The organism is Celeribacter marinus (assembly GCF_001308265.1).
In the GTDB taxonomy this organism is placed as follows: Bacteria; Pseudomonadota; Alphaproteobacteria; order Rhodobacterales; family Rhodobacteraceae; genus Celeribacter; species Celeribacter marinus.
This window is the reverse complement of sequence record NZ_CP012023.1, coordinates 873,598-889,506: the sequence shown is the minus strand read 5'-3', so window position 1 is coordinate 889,506 and position 15,909 is coordinate 873,598. Positions and strand designations below refer to the sequence as shown.

General features: G+C 57.8%; 13 protein-coding genes. 7 read left to right on the top strand and 6 right to left on the bottom strand.

The window, feature by feature from the left end; genetic code table 11:
* Positions 1-47: 47 nt before the first annotated feature.
* Complete coding sequence (locus tag IMCC12053_RS04215) at positions 48-368, top strand: DUF4389 domain-containing protein (protein WP_062216051.1); 321 nt, start codon at positions 48-50, stop codon at positions 366-368.
* An 85-nt stretch (positions 369-453) separates the two neighbouring features.
* Here IMCC12053_RS04215 and IMCC12053_RS04210 read toward each other — a convergent pair whose 3' ends face one another.
* From IMCC12053_RS04210 to IMCC12053_RS04200, 3 genes are all read right to left on the bottom strand, one after another.
* A complete protein-coding gene (locus IMCC12053_RS04210) occupies positions 454-2,277 on the bottom strand; it encodes a M3 family oligoendopeptidase (RefSeq protein ID WP_062216049.1) in 1,824 nt (607 codons plus the stop codon).
* A gap of 62 nt (positions 2,278-2,339) precedes the next feature.
* Positions 2,340-3,311: an alpha/beta fold hydrolase gene (locus tag IMCC12053_RS04205; protein WP_062216048.1), complete on the bottom strand. Its 972-nt coding sequence runs from the start codon at positions 3,309-3,311 to the stop codon at positions 2,340-2,342.
* Between the two features lie 101 nt (positions 3,312-3,412).
* Complete coding sequence (locus IMCC12053_RS04200) at positions 3,413-3,703, bottom strand: SCP2 sterol-binding domain-containing protein (protein WP_062216045.1); 291 nt, start codon at positions 3,701-3,703, stop codon at positions 3,413-3,415.
* A 31-nt stretch (positions 3,704-3,734) separates the two neighbouring features.
* On the opposite strand from IMCC12053_RS04200, the gene IMCC12053_RS04195 reads away from it, so the two are divergent.
* From IMCC12053_RS04195 to IMCC12053_RS04175, 5 genes are all read left to right on the top strand, one after another.
* Complete coding sequence (locus IMCC12053_RS04195; RefSeq protein ID WP_236852525.1) at positions 3,735-4,355, top strand: tetratricopeptide repeat protein; 621 nt, start codon at positions 3,735-3,737, stop codon at positions 4,353-4,355.
* Between the two features lie 52 nt (positions 4,356-4,407).
* Positions 4,408-7,287, top strand: a complete 2,880-nt coding sequence (locus tag IMCC12053_RS04190) for a helicase-related protein (protein WP_062216043.1) — start codon at positions 4,408-4,410, stop codon at positions 7,285-7,287.
* A gap of 6 nt (positions 7,288-7,293) precedes the next feature.
* A complete protein-coding gene (locus IMCC12053_RS04185; protein ID WP_062216035.1) occupies positions 7,294-7,677 on the top strand; it encodes an RNA-binding S4 domain-containing protein in 384 nt (127 codons plus the stop codon).
* Positions 7,678-7,729: 52 nt separating this feature from the next.
* Positions 7,730-8,071, top strand: a complete 342-nt coding sequence (gene fdxA / locus IMCC12053_RS04180) for a ferredoxin FdxA (protein ID WP_062216033.1) — start codon at positions 7,730-7,732, stop codon at positions 8,069-8,071.
* A gap of 343 nt (positions 8,072-8,414) precedes the next feature.
* On the top strand, positions 8,415-8,939 hold the full coding sequence (locus IMCC12053_RS04175; RefSeq protein ID WP_062216031.1) for a CarD family transcriptional regulator: 525 nt from the start codon (positions 8,415-8,417) through the stop codon (positions 8,937-8,939).
* Between the two features lie 71 nt (positions 8,940-9,010).
* Here IMCC12053_RS04175 and cobS read toward each other — a convergent pair whose 3' ends face one another.
* Complete coding sequence (cobS, locus tag IMCC12053_RS04170; protein ID WP_062216030.1) at positions 9,011-9,781, bottom strand: adenosylcobinamide-GDP ribazoletransferase; 771 nt, start codon at positions 9,779-9,781, stop codon at positions 9,011-9,013.
* A gap of 53 nt (positions 9,782-9,834) precedes the next feature.
* On the opposite strand from cobS, the gene cobT reads away from it, so the two are divergent.
* Entirely contained in the window at positions 9,835-10,839 is a 1,005-nt protein-coding gene (gene cobT, locus IMCC12053_RS04165; protein WP_062216029.1) for a nicotinate-nucleotide--dimethylbenzimidazole phosphoribosyltransferase, read from the top strand.
* A gap of 31 nt (positions 10,840-10,870) precedes the next feature.
* On the opposite strand, the gene IMCC12053_RS04160 is transcribed toward cobT, so the two are convergent.
* Together IMCC12053_RS04160 and IMCC12053_RS04155 are read right to left on the bottom strand one after the other, a co-directional pair.
* Entirely contained in the window at positions 10,871-12,763 is a 1,893-nt protein-coding gene (locus tag IMCC12053_RS04160) for a monovalent cation:proton antiporter-2 (CPA2) family protein (RefSeq protein ID WP_062216028.1), read from the bottom strand.
* Positions 12,764-12,921: 158 nt separating this feature from the next.
* The gene (locus IMCC12053_RS04155) at positions 12,922-15,831 is read right to left on the bottom strand and encodes a hypothetical protein (protein WP_062216027.1); all 2,910 of its coding nucleotides are present in this window, start codon (positions 15,829-15,831) and stop codon (positions 12,922-12,924) included.
* Positions 15,832-15,909 lie beyond the last annotated feature (78 nt).

The following is a 15,909-nucleotide window of genomic DNA, read 5'->3' as shown; positions in this document are numbered from 1 at the left end:
GCCCAGAACAAGGTAAAGTATCTATCAAATCGTTAAAGGAATCACTTATGGCCGACCCCAACGAATTTGATCACGTTATGCCTGATTTAGGCACTGAACCGCGCGAACGTCCTGTGGGCGAAGTGCATGAAAACCTTGCGGCGCGTATCCTCTATTCGATCCTGATCTGGATTATGATGAGTTTCGCCTCCACCATCATTGGATTTCTTGCACTTGTGCAGGGGGTCATTCTTTTGACGTCTGGTAAAAAGCCCAATGCCCGTATTGCAGGGTTCGGCACGGATATCGGGATTTGGTTTGCAAAATCTACACGTTACATCACCGCCGATAGCGAGACAAAGCCGTGGCCGTGGACCGAACTGGACTAAAGAACCAACCACCAGACATGAAAAAGCCCCGCTCACGTGCGGGGCTTTTGCGTTTGTGTGGGGCGTGCCAATTTGTTCTGGCGCGCTATTCCATCGCTTCCAATTGATCAATCATGCCCGAGATCATCGAGAGGCCTTTGTCCCAGAATTTTGGGTCCGAGGCATCAAGGCCAAAGGGTTTCAACAACTCGGAGTGGTGCAGTGATCCGCCCGCTTTAAGCATGTCGAAATACTTGTCTTGAAAGCCCTCTGGCTGCTCTTGGTAGGCGGCATAGAGCGCGTTCACGAGCCCATCACCAAAGGCATAGGCGTAGACGTAGAACGGTGAGTGGACGAAGTGGGGGACATAGGACCAAAAGGTCTCGTAGCCGTCCATAAATTCGAACGCAGGCCCAAGGCTTTCACCCTGAACGGACATCCAAAGCGCGTTGATATCGGCAGAGGTCAACTCCCCGCTTTTACGCGCCTCATGGAGTTTGCATTCAAAGTCATAAAACGCGATTTGGCGCACCACCGTGTTGATCATGTCCTCAACTTTGCCTGCAAGCAGGATTTTGCGCTCGGCATCGGTTTTGGCATCTGCCAGAAGTTTTTGGAACGTGAGCATCTCGCCAAACACCGAGGCCGTTTCGGCCAGTGTGAGAGGTGTGGAGGACAGCATTTCACCTTGCTCGGCGGCCAGTACTTGGTGGACGCCGTGGCCCAACTCATGCGCCAACGTCATCACATCGCGCTGTTTGCCCAGATAGTTGAGCATCACATAGGGGTGCGCGTCCGTGACGGTGGGATGGGCAAAAGCACCGGGGGCTTTGCCGGGCTTTACACCCGCGTCGATCCATCCCTTGTCGAAAAACGGCTCGGCAATGGCGGCCATTTTGGGGTCGAACCCCGCGTAGGCGTCCATCACGGTTTTGCGCGCCTCGTCCCAATGAATGGTGCGTTTCTCTTCCATTGGCAAAGGCGCATTGCGGTCCCAAACTTGGAGTTTGTCGAGGCCAAGCCAACCGCGTTTCAACTCGTAATAGCGATGCGAGAGTTTGGGGTAGGCGGCAACAACGGAGTTGCGCAACGCCTCGACCACTTCGGGTTCGACATCGTTGGACAGGTGACGCCCCGTTTGCGGCGTTGGCATCCCGCGCCATTTGTCCTCAACATCGCCCATCTTGGCCAAAGTGTTGTGAACACGGGTGAAAATTTTGATGTTGAGGCCAAGGACGCGCGCGATTTCGCGGGCTGCTGCCTCGCGGGTGTCGCGGTCTTGCTCGGACAAAAGCGTGGCAATAGCCTCTAGCCCCATGTCCTCGCCGTTTACGGTAAAGCTCAAATCAGCAACCGTTTCGTCGAACAATTTGTTCCATGCGGAGGCCCCGACGATGGACATATCGTGCTCGTAGCGCTCCAATTCGTCAGACAATTGATAGGGGCGCATTTTGCGCATCCGCTCGAATATCGGCCGGTAACGCGCCAGATCGGCATGGCCTAACATGGTCTCGATCGTCTCATCGGGAATGCGGTTCACTTCGAGCGAGAAAAACACCAAGGGCGCGGTGGAGGTGGTTAGCTTGTCTTGGACATCGGAAAAGAATTTGACGCGCTCACCATCGGTGGTGTTTTGGTAATAGAGCAGCCCCGCGAACGAGCCGAGACGGCCCGCCACTTGGGAAATGCGCTCATTGCGGGTGATGCACTCATACATGCCCGCGCCGTCAAGGTCCGCGAGTTTTCCCTCGTAATCGGCGGCAAAGGTGGCACAGGCGGTGTGGACCCAATCCAGATCACGCTGCACCTCAGGTGCGTCCGCGGCGGGGTACAGATCGCTTAGATCCCAGTTGGGAAGATCGCCAAAATTCTTGTCACTTGCCCCTTGGGCATTGGCATCGAAAACGGGCGCGGGAAAGGTCAGGTGCATCAGCGATCTCCAAAATGTCGTGTTGAATGACACATAGGGAGTGTGCGCGTAGATGCAAAGGGTCAGCTCAATTGCGTATCAAACAAAGCCGCTGATTTTCCATAAAATTCGGCACGTATCGCGGGTGTTTCCATTGGAATCTCATGTCGTCCGCCCGCGATCTCGACCAACTCGCAACTGGCCCAATTGGCAGCGCGCGTGCGCACCTCGTCTGTGTGAACGATTTTCTCGTCCGAGCCAAGAAAGCAGAGCGCAGGAAGGTCGGGCGCAGATAATGCCGCCACTTCTTTGTTCTCGCGCATTGATTCTTGGACCCAACGCACAGACGGCCCACCAAGGGACAGATCGGGATGTGCGACCACTTGATGCGCCATGTAGTTGTACATGTCACGATCTGAGGTGAGTTTGTTGCCCTTGAACGGCTTCCAAAGCATGTAAGGTTTTTGGCGCGTGCCAAGGGCAATCATACCCGATAGTCCAAGTGCCGATAGGAGTGGCGCGGCCAATTTGACCAAAATGCGTTGGATTACATTGAGCCCAATGCCCCACATCGGCGCGGAAAATACAGCCGCTTTAAAGGGATGCGCACCGTTTATAACCGCTCTGAGGCCGATCGCACCGCCCATGGAATGGCCGATGAGAAAGTAGGGCTGTGGCAGTTTGAGCGTGTCCGCCATATCAATCACGGCTTTGAGGTCATATTGGTAGTCGGAAAAGGAGACGACATGGCCGATGTTTCGGTTGCTCAACTGTCGGTCCGCAATGCCCTGTCCACGCCAGTCAATCGCAAGGGATGCATAGCCAAGAGCGGCCAGATCGCGCGCGCCGCGCCCGTATTTCTCAATGCATTCGGTGCGACCGGGTAAGATGAACACTGTGCCTTTTGGGGTGTCGGGGCCGGTGTCGTGTGCGGTCTCAGTGTCTAGTGGCCAGACCCCTGCGCGGATCCGTAGCCCGTCAGATGTCGTGAGCCAATAGGCGTGGCCCGATTGGGGCCCATCGGCAACATCGGCATAATACGGCGCGGCTTTCATACGACTCTCGCTTCAATGTACTGGTACTAAAAATGTGGTTCAGGCTGATAATAGATGACGGTGCGACACGCTCACATGGGGCGCCGCACCGTGCAAGGGGGTTATGCCAGTGCGGCACCAAGCTGCATTGCCATGCCCATATCACCATCAACTGAGAGTGATCCGCCCATAAAAGCGGCGGTGGGGTTCAAGGAGCCGTCAAGCATCCCTTGGAATGTGTCGACATCGGCCGTTAGCGTTACGTCTGCAGCGTCATCGCTGGCGCGTGCGCCGTCAACGTCGATGACAATAGAGCCTTCGCCTTCGATGACGAATTTCGCGGTCCCAGCGGCAAAGCCGCCTTCGATTTTCTCGTTCAATGCGTCCACGGCTGTGGTGATAACGTCGCTCATCGGGAGTTCCTTTGAATGTGATGACCATTTTATGATACGAGGCATTGCCCCGCTTGGCCAGAAAGCTACACTTGGGAGTGTTATGATGTGGTTTCAACAATATCTCAAATGTGCCGTTGCGTCCGTGAGCGTGTCGGCGGTCCTTTGCGCAGCGATGCCTGCGGCGGCGGTGGATGCCGCGCGTCTGGATGACCTGTTTGCACGCCTTCCTCAGGCGCATGCGGGCGAGGCGGCGCAGATCGAGGATGAAATTGCGCTAGAGTTGGCGCGCTCCGGCTCTGACGCGATGGATTTACTATTGGAGCGCGGGCGTGCCGCCTTGGCGATGGGTGATTTTAGGAGCGCGATTGAGCATTTCACCGCCCTCATAGATCACGCGCCAGATTTTGCCGAAGGTTACAACGGGCGTGCAACAGCCTATTATATGGTGGGGCTTTATGGGCCGTCGATGCAAGATATCGGGCGCGTTTTAACGGTTGAGCCGCGTCATTTTGGCGCGCTATCGGGCTTGGCGCTTATCTTGGAGGCGACCGATGGTGCGGCAAAGTCTCTTGAAGTTCTCTATGCAATCCGCGAAGTGCACCCCCATATGACCGGACTGTCTGACCGGATTGCACGGCTGGAACTGCATCTTGAGGGCACGGCGCTATAGCCACAGATTGCGTGTCCTCGTAACCCTGTATCCCTGAGCAAAGGCGAACAAAATGAGCAGTGCTTTGGGCACCGGCGGGCAAGTGATCGCCGTCTTAGGTCCGACAAATACGGGTAAAACCCACTATGCAATCGAGCGGATGTTGGGCCACCGTACGGGCGTCATCGGTTTGCCGCTGCGTCTTTTGGCGCGTGAGGTCTATGACCGGATCGTGGCCGCACGCGGCCCGTCTGTTGTGGCCTTGGTCACAGGCGAAGAGCGGATTGTACCCGCGCGTGCTCAATATTGGGTGTGCACGGTGGAGGCGATGCCCACGGGAATGGGTGCGGATTTTCTGGCCGTTGACGAAATTCAACTGTGCGCCGATCCCGAGCGCGGGCATATTTTCACCGACCGTCTTTTGAACGCACGCGGCACCCACGAGACGTTGTTTATGGGCGCAGATACCATGCGGTCCGTCATTCAGCATCTGATCCCAAAAGCGCAATTCATGCACCGCGACCGGTTTTCCAAATTAACCTACGCAGGGTCGAAAAAGGTAAGTCGGATGCCCGCGCGGTCCGCAATCGTGGGGTTTTCGGTTGATAATGTCTATGCCATGGCCGAGCTGTTGCGCCGTCAAAAAGGGGGCGCTGCGGTTGTTATGGGGGCGCTGAGCCCGCGCACCCGCAACGCACAGGTGGAGCTCTATCAAAACGGCGATGTGGATTACCTCGTGGCCACGGATGCCATCGGGATGGGGCTTAATCTGGACGTGGGGCATGTGGCGTTTTCCTCCGTTATCAAATTCGATGGGCGGCGGATGCGACATCTCGCCCCCAATGAGTTGGGCCAGATCGCGGGGCGGGCAGGGCGCTACATGACCGATGGCACCTTTGGCGTGACGGGTGAGGCCGAGGGTCTTGATGACGAGGTTATTGAGGCGATCGAGGAACACCGGTTCGCGCCGATCAAAAGGCTGTTGTGGCGCAATGATCGTTTGGAATTCGGGTCGGTTCAGGGGTTGATTGCCTCACTGGAGGCCGCGCCGAAAGATCAGGTTTTGGTCAGAGCGCCGCAAGCCGACGATCTGATGGCGTTAAAAACCATATCAGAATTACAGGCCGTTCGCCCCCGCGTTAAAACGGGTCGCGATGTCCGTTTGCTATGGGATGTCTGCCGCGTTCCCGATTTTCGCGGCATAGGCAAAGGCGAACACACATCCTTGTTGGAACAGATATTCGGGTTCCTGCACGAATTCGGGCGTGTCCCCGACGACTGGTTCGCGCAGAAAATCAAACGGATCAACCGCACAGACGGTGACATAGATACCCTGTCTAAAAGGCTGGCATATATCCGAACTTGGACATATGTTGCGCAGCGCGAGGGCTGGGTCGATGATAAAAATCATTGGCGCGACGAAACCCGCGCAGTAGAAGACCGATTGTCAGACGCGCTACACTGTGCGTTGACGCAGAGATTTGTTGACCGGCGGACGAGTGTGCTCCTTCGGCGGTTGAAGCAGAAGGAGGGCCTTGTGGCCGACGTAAACGACAAAGGTGAAGTGACGGTTGAGGGTGAACTCATTGGCCGTCTCGAAGGGTTCCGCTTTATTCAGGATAAGGCGTCTAGCCCCGATGAAGCCAAAACACTGACGCAAGCTGCGACTGCCGCGCTCGCGCCAGAATTTAATTTGCGCTCTGACCGCTTCTATAATGCGCCGGACACAGAGATGGATTTCACCGAACAAGGTGGTCTGATGTGGGGCGAATATGCCGTGGGCAAACTTGTGGTGGGCGATGATGCGCTTAAACCTCAGATCACAGCGTTTGTTGATGAGGCCGCAGGCGTGGACGTGGCCGAAAAGGTCAAACGCCGCTTGCAGCATTTCATTGATCGCAAAATCGCGACCTTGTTCGAGCCGCTTTTGGCGATCTCGAAAGACGAGGCGCTGACAGGTCTTGCGCGTGGCTTTGCCTTCCGTCTGGTTGAAAACCTTGGCGTGATCCCGCGTCAATCGGTGGCCGCAGAGGTTAAGGAATTGGACCAAGAGGCCCGTGGCGCGTTGCGCAAACACGGTGTGCGCTTTGGTCAGTTCACGATCTTTATGCCGGCTATTTTGAAACCCGCACCGACGCGTTTGCGTCTGTTGTTGTGGGCGCTCAACGCGAAACTCGACGAGTTTCCCGATAGCCCCCCTCCGGGTCTGGTGACCATCCCCGCGCTCAAAGATGCGCCTGAGGGTTATTACGATATGTCCGGCTACCGCCTTGGTGGTGAGCGTGCGATTCGCATCGACATGTTGGAACGTCTGGCGGATCTCTTGCGCTCCGAGGATAGCCGTGGCGGGTTCGAGGCGAACCCAGACATGCTGTCGATCACCGGTATGACGTTGGAACAGTTTGCCAATCTCATGGATGGCTTGGGCTATAAGTCCGAGAAGGCCGAGCGGGTGAAGGTCAAAGCGGCCGATCGGGTTGTGGCGGCGCAGGCGGCGACGACACCGGTTGAGGTCGCATCCACTGGTGACACGGCTGAGGTTGAAACGGCTGAGGTCGCTGAAGAGGTCGCACCACAAGCTCCAGTGGCTGACGTGGCCGAGACTGAAACACCTGTAGGTGAGGCCGCTGATGCGGCTGTTGTTGAGGCCGAGATGGAGGTGTTTTACACCTTCACTTGGGGTGGAAACCGTGGCGGCAATCGCCGTCAGGGTGGCCAAAACCAAGGTCAGGCCCAAGGCGCACGTCCCCAAGCCAAACAAGGCGGAAAACCCGCCGGCAAAGGTGGCCCGCGCCGTGATGGCAAAGGCGGTCCACGCCGTGACGGTGGCAAAGGAAAAGGTGGCGATACAAAGCCGCAAAACTTCTCCGCGCGCCCCCCACGCAAAGAAAAGCCGATTGATCCCGATAATCCATTCGCCGCCGCGCTGATGGGTCTCAAAGACAAAAAGTAAGACACAATGCACGAAAAGCGGGAGACAATCCGTCTCGACAAGTGGCTGTGGTTCGCCCGCTTTTTCAAAACCCGCTCGTTGGCGACGAAAGTCGTCACGAGCGGTCATGTGCGCCTCAATTCCGTAAAAACGTCAAAGAAGAGCACCTTGATCGGGCAGGGCGATGTCCTGACCTTTCGGCAAGGCGACGACATTCGTGTGGTCGAGATTGCGATGCTGGGAACGCGGCGCGGCCCCGCGCCCGAGGCCCAAACCCTCTACATTGACAAGACTCCCGTCAAAGAGGCGCGGGATTACGTTCCGCCATCTCCCAAATTCGAGGGAAAAGGTCGCCCAACTAAGAAAGATCGTCGCACCGGTCTTCTTTCCCGCCGTGATATGCTTGATTGATCTGCAAAGCGGCGGTAGCTAGGGCGCAAGCATTGATGAGGGACCGACACCCATGACCTACGTTGTCATTGAAAACTGTATCGCCTGTAAATACACCGACTGCGTCGAAGTGTGTCCAGTGGACTGCTTTTACGAGGGGGAGAACATGCTTGTGATCCACCCCGACGAGTGTATCGACTGTGGCGTGTGCGAGCCTGAGTGCCCCGCTGACGCTATCCGTCCAGACACCGAGCCGGATATGGAAAAGTGGGTTGAGTTCAACCGGAAGTATTCCGAGGCATGGCCCGTTATCCTCTCTAAAAAAGACCCGATGCCCGGGTATGAGGAAAAGGACGGCGAGACCGGTAAGATGGAGAAGTATTTCTCCGAAGCGGCGGGCGAAGGCGACGCATAGCGCGAATCACTCCTGCGCAGATTAAGCTAGGACGCGGCGGATTTGCGCCGCGTTTTTGTTATTTTCCATCATATTTCATTGGGATGCTGCCCGTTTCGCAATTGCGTCACTTTTTTCGCGGCTCATTTTGTGGTATGGTGTCTCAACCACCTTAGGGCATATCTCTCCCAACCCCTTGCGCGATGCGTGATTGGGGCTTGGGTTTTTCGCGCCAAATTCCCGCTAACACGGGCAGGAGATGACAGGGACGTCGCATTTCGGTGCGGCTTTTTGTGTCACAGGCGCGCGGATTTGATGTGACTGTGAGGCGGATCTAATAGCTTATGCAAGGACAAAGCTACAAATGAGCAAGTCTAAGAAACTCGACTTTAGCCCGAACGATTTCGTTGTTTACCCCTCCCACGGTGTGGGAAAGGTCGTTTCGATCGAAGTGCAAGAAATTGCAGGAATGGAACTGGAGCTGTTTGTTATCTCGTTTGAGAAAGACAAGATGACGCTGCGCGTTCCGACCAACAAAGCCATCGAAGTGGGCATGCGTTCGCTGTCCTCGCCTGATGTGGTGACCCAAGCCATGAAAACCCTCAAGGGTAAGGCAAAGGTCAAGCGCGCAATGTGGTCGCGCCGTGCGCAGGAATACGAGCAAAAAATCAACTCTGGTGATCTGATCGCCATCGCGGAGGTCGTGCGCGACCTGCACCGTGCCGATGATCAGCGTGAGCAATCCTATTCTGAGCGTCAGCTTTACGAAGCGGCGCTTGACCGTTTGACCCGTGAAGTTGCGGCTGTTTCCGGTGACGAAGAGACCGATGCGCAAAAGCAGATCAATGACGTGTTGATCAGCCGCGCACCACCGCCCGCCGCCGCATAAGCGGGGCGATGGACTGATATGATAAAGCCGCCGTGGGGGAGACCTCGCGGCGGTTTTTTATGTGGTGTCGATTAGGTTGCAAGCGCCGCAAAGGTGAGCAACGTGGCCAACTCACAGATGAGTTGCGTGGCGCCCAGAATGTCGCCAGTCTGTCCGCCAATTTTTGCCTTGGCGAGAGCGCCGACGCCAAACCCGATTGCGGTCGCGGCACTTGCGGCCAAAACCGTTGGCACGAACCCGACCACAATCCAAGACAGGCCCAATGCGATGAGAGCCGCCAACACAGCGGCGCGGCGTGGGGGGCGTCCGGTTTGCACGGATAACCCATCGGTGCGGGCGGGCGGCAAGAGCGCCATGGTGAACGGGATCACTGCGCGCGATAGGATGGCTGCGCCCATAAGTGCGGGCACAATCACACCCGTATGGGCCAATGTGGACAGTGTGGAAAAGCGGATGAGCATGGCCAGAATGAGCGCCAAAACGCCATAAGTGCCGATGTGGCTGTCGCGCATGATGGCAAGGCGGCGCGCTGGCTCCCAGCCGCCCCACAGGCCATCCGCACTATCGGCAAGCCCGTCTTCGTGCATCGCGCCTGTGATGATCACGCCCGTTGCAATCGCCAGCGCGGATGTGGTCGCCGCCCCGAGCGATAGCCAAATTGAGATCGTCGCCACAGCGCCCGCAATCAACGCCACCGCAAGTCCGGCAAGCGGAAACGCCCACACGGCCTGAGCGGTGCGATCAAATTTGGCGCGTACAGGCAGTCGGGTCAGCAACGCAAGCGTGGTTGCGATATCATAGGCCTGCGGGCGAAAGGGGGCGGATTTTTCCTGTTCAGTCATGGCGACTAGCGATAGACAAGTGGCCAAAGAATGACAATGCAGGAGCGCAACACGTGTCTTTTTCCACCTTATCCGAGTTTGCTGATCTTCTGGCCCATGCGCCTGCGCCCGATTATTCCGCGCGTGAGCAGGCCCAAAGCCGCAATGCGCAATTGACCAAGCCTGCGGGCTCGCTTGGGCGGCTCGAAGAGATTGCACTTTGGTATGCGGGATGGCGCGGTGATGCGCGCCCCAGAGTGGCGGCTCCGCAGGCGATTATTTTCGCGGGCAATCACGGGATCACGGCCAAAGGTGTGTCGGCCTTTCCGCCCGAAGTCACTGTTCAAATGGTCGCAAATTTCGAACATGGCGGGGCTGCGATTAATCAGCTGTCTCGCACTGCAGGCGCGTCGATGTCGGTTCACGCGATTGATCTGGATCGTCCAACGGTCGATTTCACGCAAGGGGCCGCGATGGATGAGGCCGACTGTGTGGCCGCGCTCACGGTGGGTTGGAATGCGGTTGATCCCACGGCTGATTTGCTTGTGGTGGGCGAAATGGGCATCGGCAATACGACCTCGGCGGCGGCTATCGCCAATGCGCTTTATGGCGGCGCGGCGGCCGCTTGGGTCGGGCGTGGCACGGGTGTGTCCGATGCGGGGCTAAAGCTCAAAGAGGACGTTGTTGCCGCAGGTGTGGCGCGTCACGCGGGTAAGGATGCGCTTGGTATTTTGGCCGCCTTGGGCGGTCGTGAACTGGCGGCGATGGCGGGGGCGATTGCACGTGCGCGGGCGCTGCGTATCCCTGTCATTCTCGACGGGTTCATTTGCACTGCGGCTGCGGCGACGTTGGAGCATGCCTGCGCGGGGGCGTTGGATCATTGCATCGCGGGGCATCAATCAGATGAGGCGGCGCATGGACGTCTGCTTGCCGCTCTTGGCAAAGAGCCGCTTGTGTCGCTTGGCCTACGGTTGGGCGAAGGGTCAGGGGCCGCACTGGTCATTCCGCTCATCCGTGCCGCGCTCGAGTGTCATTCAGGGATGGCGACCTTTGCGGAGGCCGGAGTAGCGGCGGGCTAGACCAACGTTTGGGATCGGTGAGAGGGGCGGTCTATTCGGCCGCCTCTTCGCTTTGACGGCGGCGCGTTTCAAGTTGCTCCATCAGGCCCGCTTCCAATGCTTTGTCGAGGGTGCGAGAGCGCTCGATGTAGGCGGTGTTTTCGGATAGCGGGATCTTAGGATCCCACAATTCCGCCAGATTGCGCATCGCCTCGCGGTCATGTTGATAATAGGCTTTTTCGGTCATGGCCGCGTCATATTCGCTGAAGCCCATTTCCTCCAAAACGTACCGCCCCGCGCGCAGGGAGCTATCGAACATCTCGCGCACGATTTTGTCTGCGCCCGCTTTGAACAACTCGTAGACGTGGATACGGTCGCGGGCGCGTACGATGATAAACAGATCCGGGTTGTGTTGACGCGCATAGGTGACAAGGCGCGTTGCGGCGGCCGGATCATCAAGGCCGACCACAAGAACCTTTGCATCATCAATGCCCGCCGCGTGTAGCAATTCGGGCCGTGTCGGATCACCAAAGAAGCCTTTAAACCCGAATTTACGCATCACTTGGATTGTTTTCAGGTCGTTGTCCAACACCACGGTGTTAAAGCCGGAGGCTTGCACCAGACGGTTCACCACTTGGCCAAAGCGACCGATACCTGCGATGATAATCGCCTGCTGATCGTCGATTTCGTCGGTGGCCTCGGCCCCTTCGCCGCGCTCTGTGAGTTTGCGGCGCAGGTAGTCGTGCAGGATGAAAAACAGCGGCGTAAACACCAAAGAGAGCGCAATAATCAGCATCACGCGTTGCCCAAGCCAGATCGTCAGAACACCTTGTTGCAAACCAAATGTGGTCAAAACCATACCGAATTCACCCGCTTGAGCGAGGGAGAGCGCAAACAGCCATTGTCCGCGCTTTCGCAATGAAAACAGCCGTCCAATCCCATAAAGGATGAGACCTTTTGTGATCATCAAGATCAGGGTCAGCCCGATGATGAAAATAGGATCGCGGAACAAAATGGTGAAGTTGATCCCCGCGCCCACAGCGATAAAAAAGAGGCCGAGCAACAACCCCTTGAATGGTTCAATAGAGCTTTCTAGCTCATGGCGAAATTCCGAGTTGGCCAGAACCACACCCGCCAAAAATGTGCCAAGCGCAGGGGACAGTCCCACAGCGTTCATCAACAGCGCGATCCCCACCACCATCAGTAGCGAAATGGCGGTGTAGATCTCGCGCATGTTGGCCGCATGGACAAATCTGAAGACGGGGCGGGTTAAAAAGATGCCCGCAAGGACGATTGTCGCCACCGCGCCCAATGTCACGATCGTGACGCCCCAAGCGGGTAGACCTTGTATCAAGGATAACTCTTCGGCGTGGGCAACGATGTCAGAGGCGCGCGCAATCGAGCCATCGGGGTTGAGCGAAATACCCGACCCGATTGCAAGCAGTGGCAGGGCCGCAAGCATCGGGATCACCGCAATGTCTTGTGTGAGCAGCACCGAGAACGCGGCGCGCCCGCCACTGGTGCGCATCAGATCTTTTTCGGACAAGGTTTGTAGCACGACCGCCGTGGAAGAGAGCGAGAAAATCATCCCAAGAGCCAGTGCGGTTTGCCACGGTTGCCCGAACCAGATCGCAGCCCATGTGATTACTCCAGAGGTAAGCGTGAGCTGTAATCCCCCCATTCCGATCAGTTTATGACGCATCTCCCATAGGGCGCGTGGGTCGAGTTCGAGGCCGATCAAGAACAGCATCATCACAACGCCAAATTCGGCGAAATGCATCAAATCCGTACTTTGAGAGTGGCCAACAAGGCCAAGCAACGGCCCGATCACGATGCCGGCGATGAGATATCCCAAGACAGACCCAAGTCCCAACCGGCGTGCAATGGGCACAGCAATAACGATGGCGGCGAGGTAAATTGTGGCTTGGGCCAAAAAACCGTCCATCTGCGGTATATCTCCATCTCAAAATGTAGCGATCATCATACGGGCTTGTGATTGAAGCGATGCCGTTAATGACAAGATCATCCCATGTATAAAATTAAGCACTTACATGTGAACAACAAGTGTCAGAATCGAAACTTACACGCATTTGGGCAAGAAACTTATCCGCCGACTTTGAGCGTTGTTGAACGGCCACTCTTTACATAGGTTAGCGCGTCCGAGGTGATAGATTGAACGCGGCCGCCATTGACGCTGTCGCCGACTTTCACCTTGGCAAAACGGCCTGAGGGCAGTCGCAACAAAGCACGCCGATCCGACGAGGAGCCATAGACCCCCATCAGATTAAGCTGGCGCAAGTTGAGCTGGTTTTTGACTGTCGCGGCATTTGCCACGCTGGTCGGCGCAGAGCGCGGCACCGTGGTTGCGGGAACTTTGGCGGTGACGCGTGTTGCGGTCGAGTTGGTTGTGGTGTCTTGCTCAGTCGCGGTTGCGGCCGCAGCGGCGGCTGCGCGGGCGGCGGCGGCAAGTTTTTCGATATTTGCAGGGCGGGCACTTGGCACGATGGACGTGACCACAAGCGGCGCGGTGGCCTCGGGAGCCGGTTCGCCCACGGCCTCTGCGTCTTCTTGCGCCTCTTGTTGTGGTGACGCAGGGCGCGCGGCGGGGCGAAACGCGGCCAGTTGGGCGCGGGTGATCCCGCCAAGATTGGCGCGCTCGTTGTTCTCAACAAGCAGATCGGGACGTGGTTGCGGCACATACGCCTTGAGTGCAACGCGGACCGGATCATTGTCATCAATCACGATTGGTGCGGCTGGCGCACGTTCGGGGCGCGCAGGCGTCACAACGGCGGGGCGACCCGCAAAGACCATCACGCCCTCAGGGCTTAACGCGCCCTCGGGTGTCGCAATCACAAGGCCGCGTGCATCGAGGTTAAAGGTTGTGTTCGACGGCACAGGCGTCAATGTCGGGCGTGGCAAATCTTCGGCGGTGTGCAGGCGCGCATCGGGCAGGGCAATCGCATCTTGGGAGAGGATTTGCGGATCGATCGAGGCGATATACAGATCGTCAATCACATCGGTGTCGTTAGCTGTTCCTGCTTGAGGTGCGGCGGCCCAAACACCCGTGGTGGCGTAGTGGTCTTGGACGTCTTTTAGGCTCAGGCGTTGCGTGTCTTGACCCAATGGGGCGGGGAGGGCGTCAGTCGCAAGTTCGGGAATTGCGGCATCCGCGATATCGGCGTCTGCCTCCCCTGTCGCGTCTACACCCTCATCAAAGGGCGCAGGTGGAACAGGGGCGTCAGATAGATCGTCGGCAACAACGGTTGTGGTCGTTTGAACCGGAGGCACATCAAGTGCCCCAGTTTGCGGCTCCTGTGTCGTGTCCGGCAAAAAGCTCGCCCAAATGTAGACAGCGCCAAGGATCGCCAAGAGCACAACGGTTAGGATCAATCCCATGTAGCGCGGTTTTCCGCGCTGCTCGTGGTTGCGGCGGCGCGCGCCAAAGACGGTCAGCGCCTCGGCTTCGGTCGTTGCATCTTGTACGGGAAGCGGGGCGGCCTCGGGCTGTGGTGCAGCTCGTGTTACGGCGTCTTCGGCCTTTGCACGGCGTGCGCTTTGGCGTTGCTCTTTGCGTGTGCGCGCTTTGCCTAGGGCGTTTGAGACAGCAAGTCCTGCACTGCGCACAAGTGCGCGTGCGGTGAGGGCGAGGCGCGAGGGATCACGATCCGGTTCAGGTTCGGCGACAGGCGCGATGTGGGCCACGTCCGAAATATCGGCGATCGAGGGTTCGCCTGTGTGGCCAAAGTCGCCAGAGACTTGAGTAACCACATGGGGGGTGGCGGGCGCAACAGGCGGTGTCGTGTCTGGCGGTGCACCACGTTGTGCCTGCGCCTTTTGCGTGGCGACAGACAGGGGCGGCGTTGCACTCGCGGGTGATGTCGCGGGTGCGGAGGGCAGTTTGCTAATGCCGCGCGTGGGGGCGGGCATAGGTGCCGGTTCGGGCAAGGGGGCGCTACGTTTCACCGTGGGCGCCGGTTTTGCGGGCGCTACGGGCGCTGTTTCAAAACCGGGCAGGGTTGGCGCAGTGACGGCGACATGTGGTTTGTCTTGGGCCTTGGGAGTTTGCGGTTCATCATCATCTTGCGCGGCGGCGAATAGGCGCGAGGCTTGGGCGCGCAGACGCTCGGTCGTGTTGTCATCGGACACGGAGTGGTCGGCGGCGTTTGCGTCACGGTGAGAGCGAAAGGCCGACAGGGGGCGCGGCGCGGTTGGCCGCGCCGCGTCATCGTCTTTGGCAGGGTCAGCCTCTTTGACATCGATCGGTGGCTCGGCCGTGTCTGGTTCGGACGGAGCCGTGGGCGCATCGTCATGTGCACCCTCGTGGTCTGCCGGTGCTGTGTCTACCAGTTTTGTGTCTGGCGTTGCCGCGTCTGGCGTCGCGGCGATTTCGTGGTCAGCCTCATCCCCATCGTCCGAGGTCTCAGGTGTCTCCAGCTCGGGCTGGGGCGGGCGGCCTGCGCGCACAACGATTGCATCGCTGTCTGGCTCGATTTCTGTCTCTGCACCTATAACGGCGTCTGCGGTACTTGCGCGTCCAAAGAACGGCTCACCCGAAAAGGTGCCACTTTCCGCAAGTGCCACATAGGAGATCGGATTGAACCGGTGCTCAACGGCAAAGGCGTCTGCCTCGGCGAGCGTGTCGCGGGCAACCACGGCGATTTGGATGCTGCCCTGCGATGCGCGCCAGTCCCAGACCAACTCGTCGAGCGCATAGGGTGTGGCACCCTCGAGTGACGCGTGGATGGCGCGAATACGGTCGGCCTTTGTGGCGGACGGGGTGGTGGCCAATGGATCGGGGATGGTACGATACAGAATCTGCGAGTTCGGAATAACAAGCTTTGTCGTCAGCCCCTTTGGCGATATGGACGTGGCCAGCGCGCGCAGGGCGTCCAACGCGCCGCCCATATCGGGATCATCAAGCGCGACCTCACCCATGGCATACCAACCATCAGGGCCGCGATGCAAAAGCGCAATGCCATCATGACTCAAATTAAGAGCAAAATTTGGTTTCATGTCAGTGCCTTGTCGCTATTATTTAAAGTTCTAAATCATATTAACCAAATAAATCTACCCTGTCTTTGTACCAAAGCA

What these genes read in the sequence shown, in the direction of transcription:
- IMCC12053_RS04175 (WP_062216031.1), top strand. Translation starts at nt 8,415, where the DNA reads ATGAGCAAGTCTAAGAAACTCGACTTTAGCCCGAACGATTTCGTTGTT.
- IMCC12053_RS04215 (WP_062216051.1), top strand. Translation starts at nt 48, where the DNA reads ATGGCCGACCCCAACGAATTTGATCACGTTATGCCTGATTTAGGCACT.
- IMCC12053_RS04195 (WP_236852525.1), top strand. Translation starts at nt 3,735, where the DNA reads ATGATACGAGGCATTGCCCCGCTTGGCCAGAAAGCTACACTTGGGAGT.
- IMCC12053_RS04200 (WP_062216045.1), bottom strand. Translation starts at nt 3,703, where the DNA reads ATGAGCGACGTTATCACCACAGCCGTGGACGCATTGAACGAGAAAATC.
- fdxA (WP_062216033.1), top strand. Translation starts at nt 7,730, where the DNA reads ATGACCTACGTTGTCATTGAAAACTGTATCGCCTGTAAATACACCGAC.
- IMCC12053_RS04205 (WP_062216048.1), bottom strand. Translation starts at nt 3,311, where the DNA reads ATGAAAGCCGCGCCGTATTATGCCGATGTTGCCGATGGGCCCCAATCG.
- cobS (WP_062216030.1), bottom strand. Translation starts at nt 9,781, where the DNA reads ATGACTGAACAGGAAAAATCCGCCCCCTTTCGCCCGCAGGCCTATGAT.
- IMCC12053_RS04185 (WP_062216035.1), top strand. Translation starts at nt 7,294, where the DNA reads ATGCACGAAAAGCGGGAGACAATCCGTCTCGACAAGTGGCTGTGGTTC.
- IMCC12053_RS04160 (WP_062216028.1), bottom strand. Translation starts at nt 12,763, where the DNA reads ATGGACGGTTTTTTGGCCCAAGCCACAATTTACCTCGCCGCCATCGTT.
- IMCC12053_RS04190 (WP_062216043.1), top strand. Translation starts at nt 4,408, where the DNA reads ATGAGCAGTGCTTTGGGCACCGGCGGGCAAGTGATCGCCGTCTTAGGT.
- IMCC12053_RS04155 (WP_062216027.1), bottom strand. Translation starts at nt 15,831, where the DNA reads ATGAAACCAAATTTTGCTCTTAATTTGAGTCATGATGGCATTGCGCTT.
- IMCC12053_RS04210 (WP_062216049.1), bottom strand. Translation starts at nt 2,277, where the DNA reads ATGCACCTGACCTTTCCCGCGCCCGTTTTCGATGCCAATGCCCAAGGG.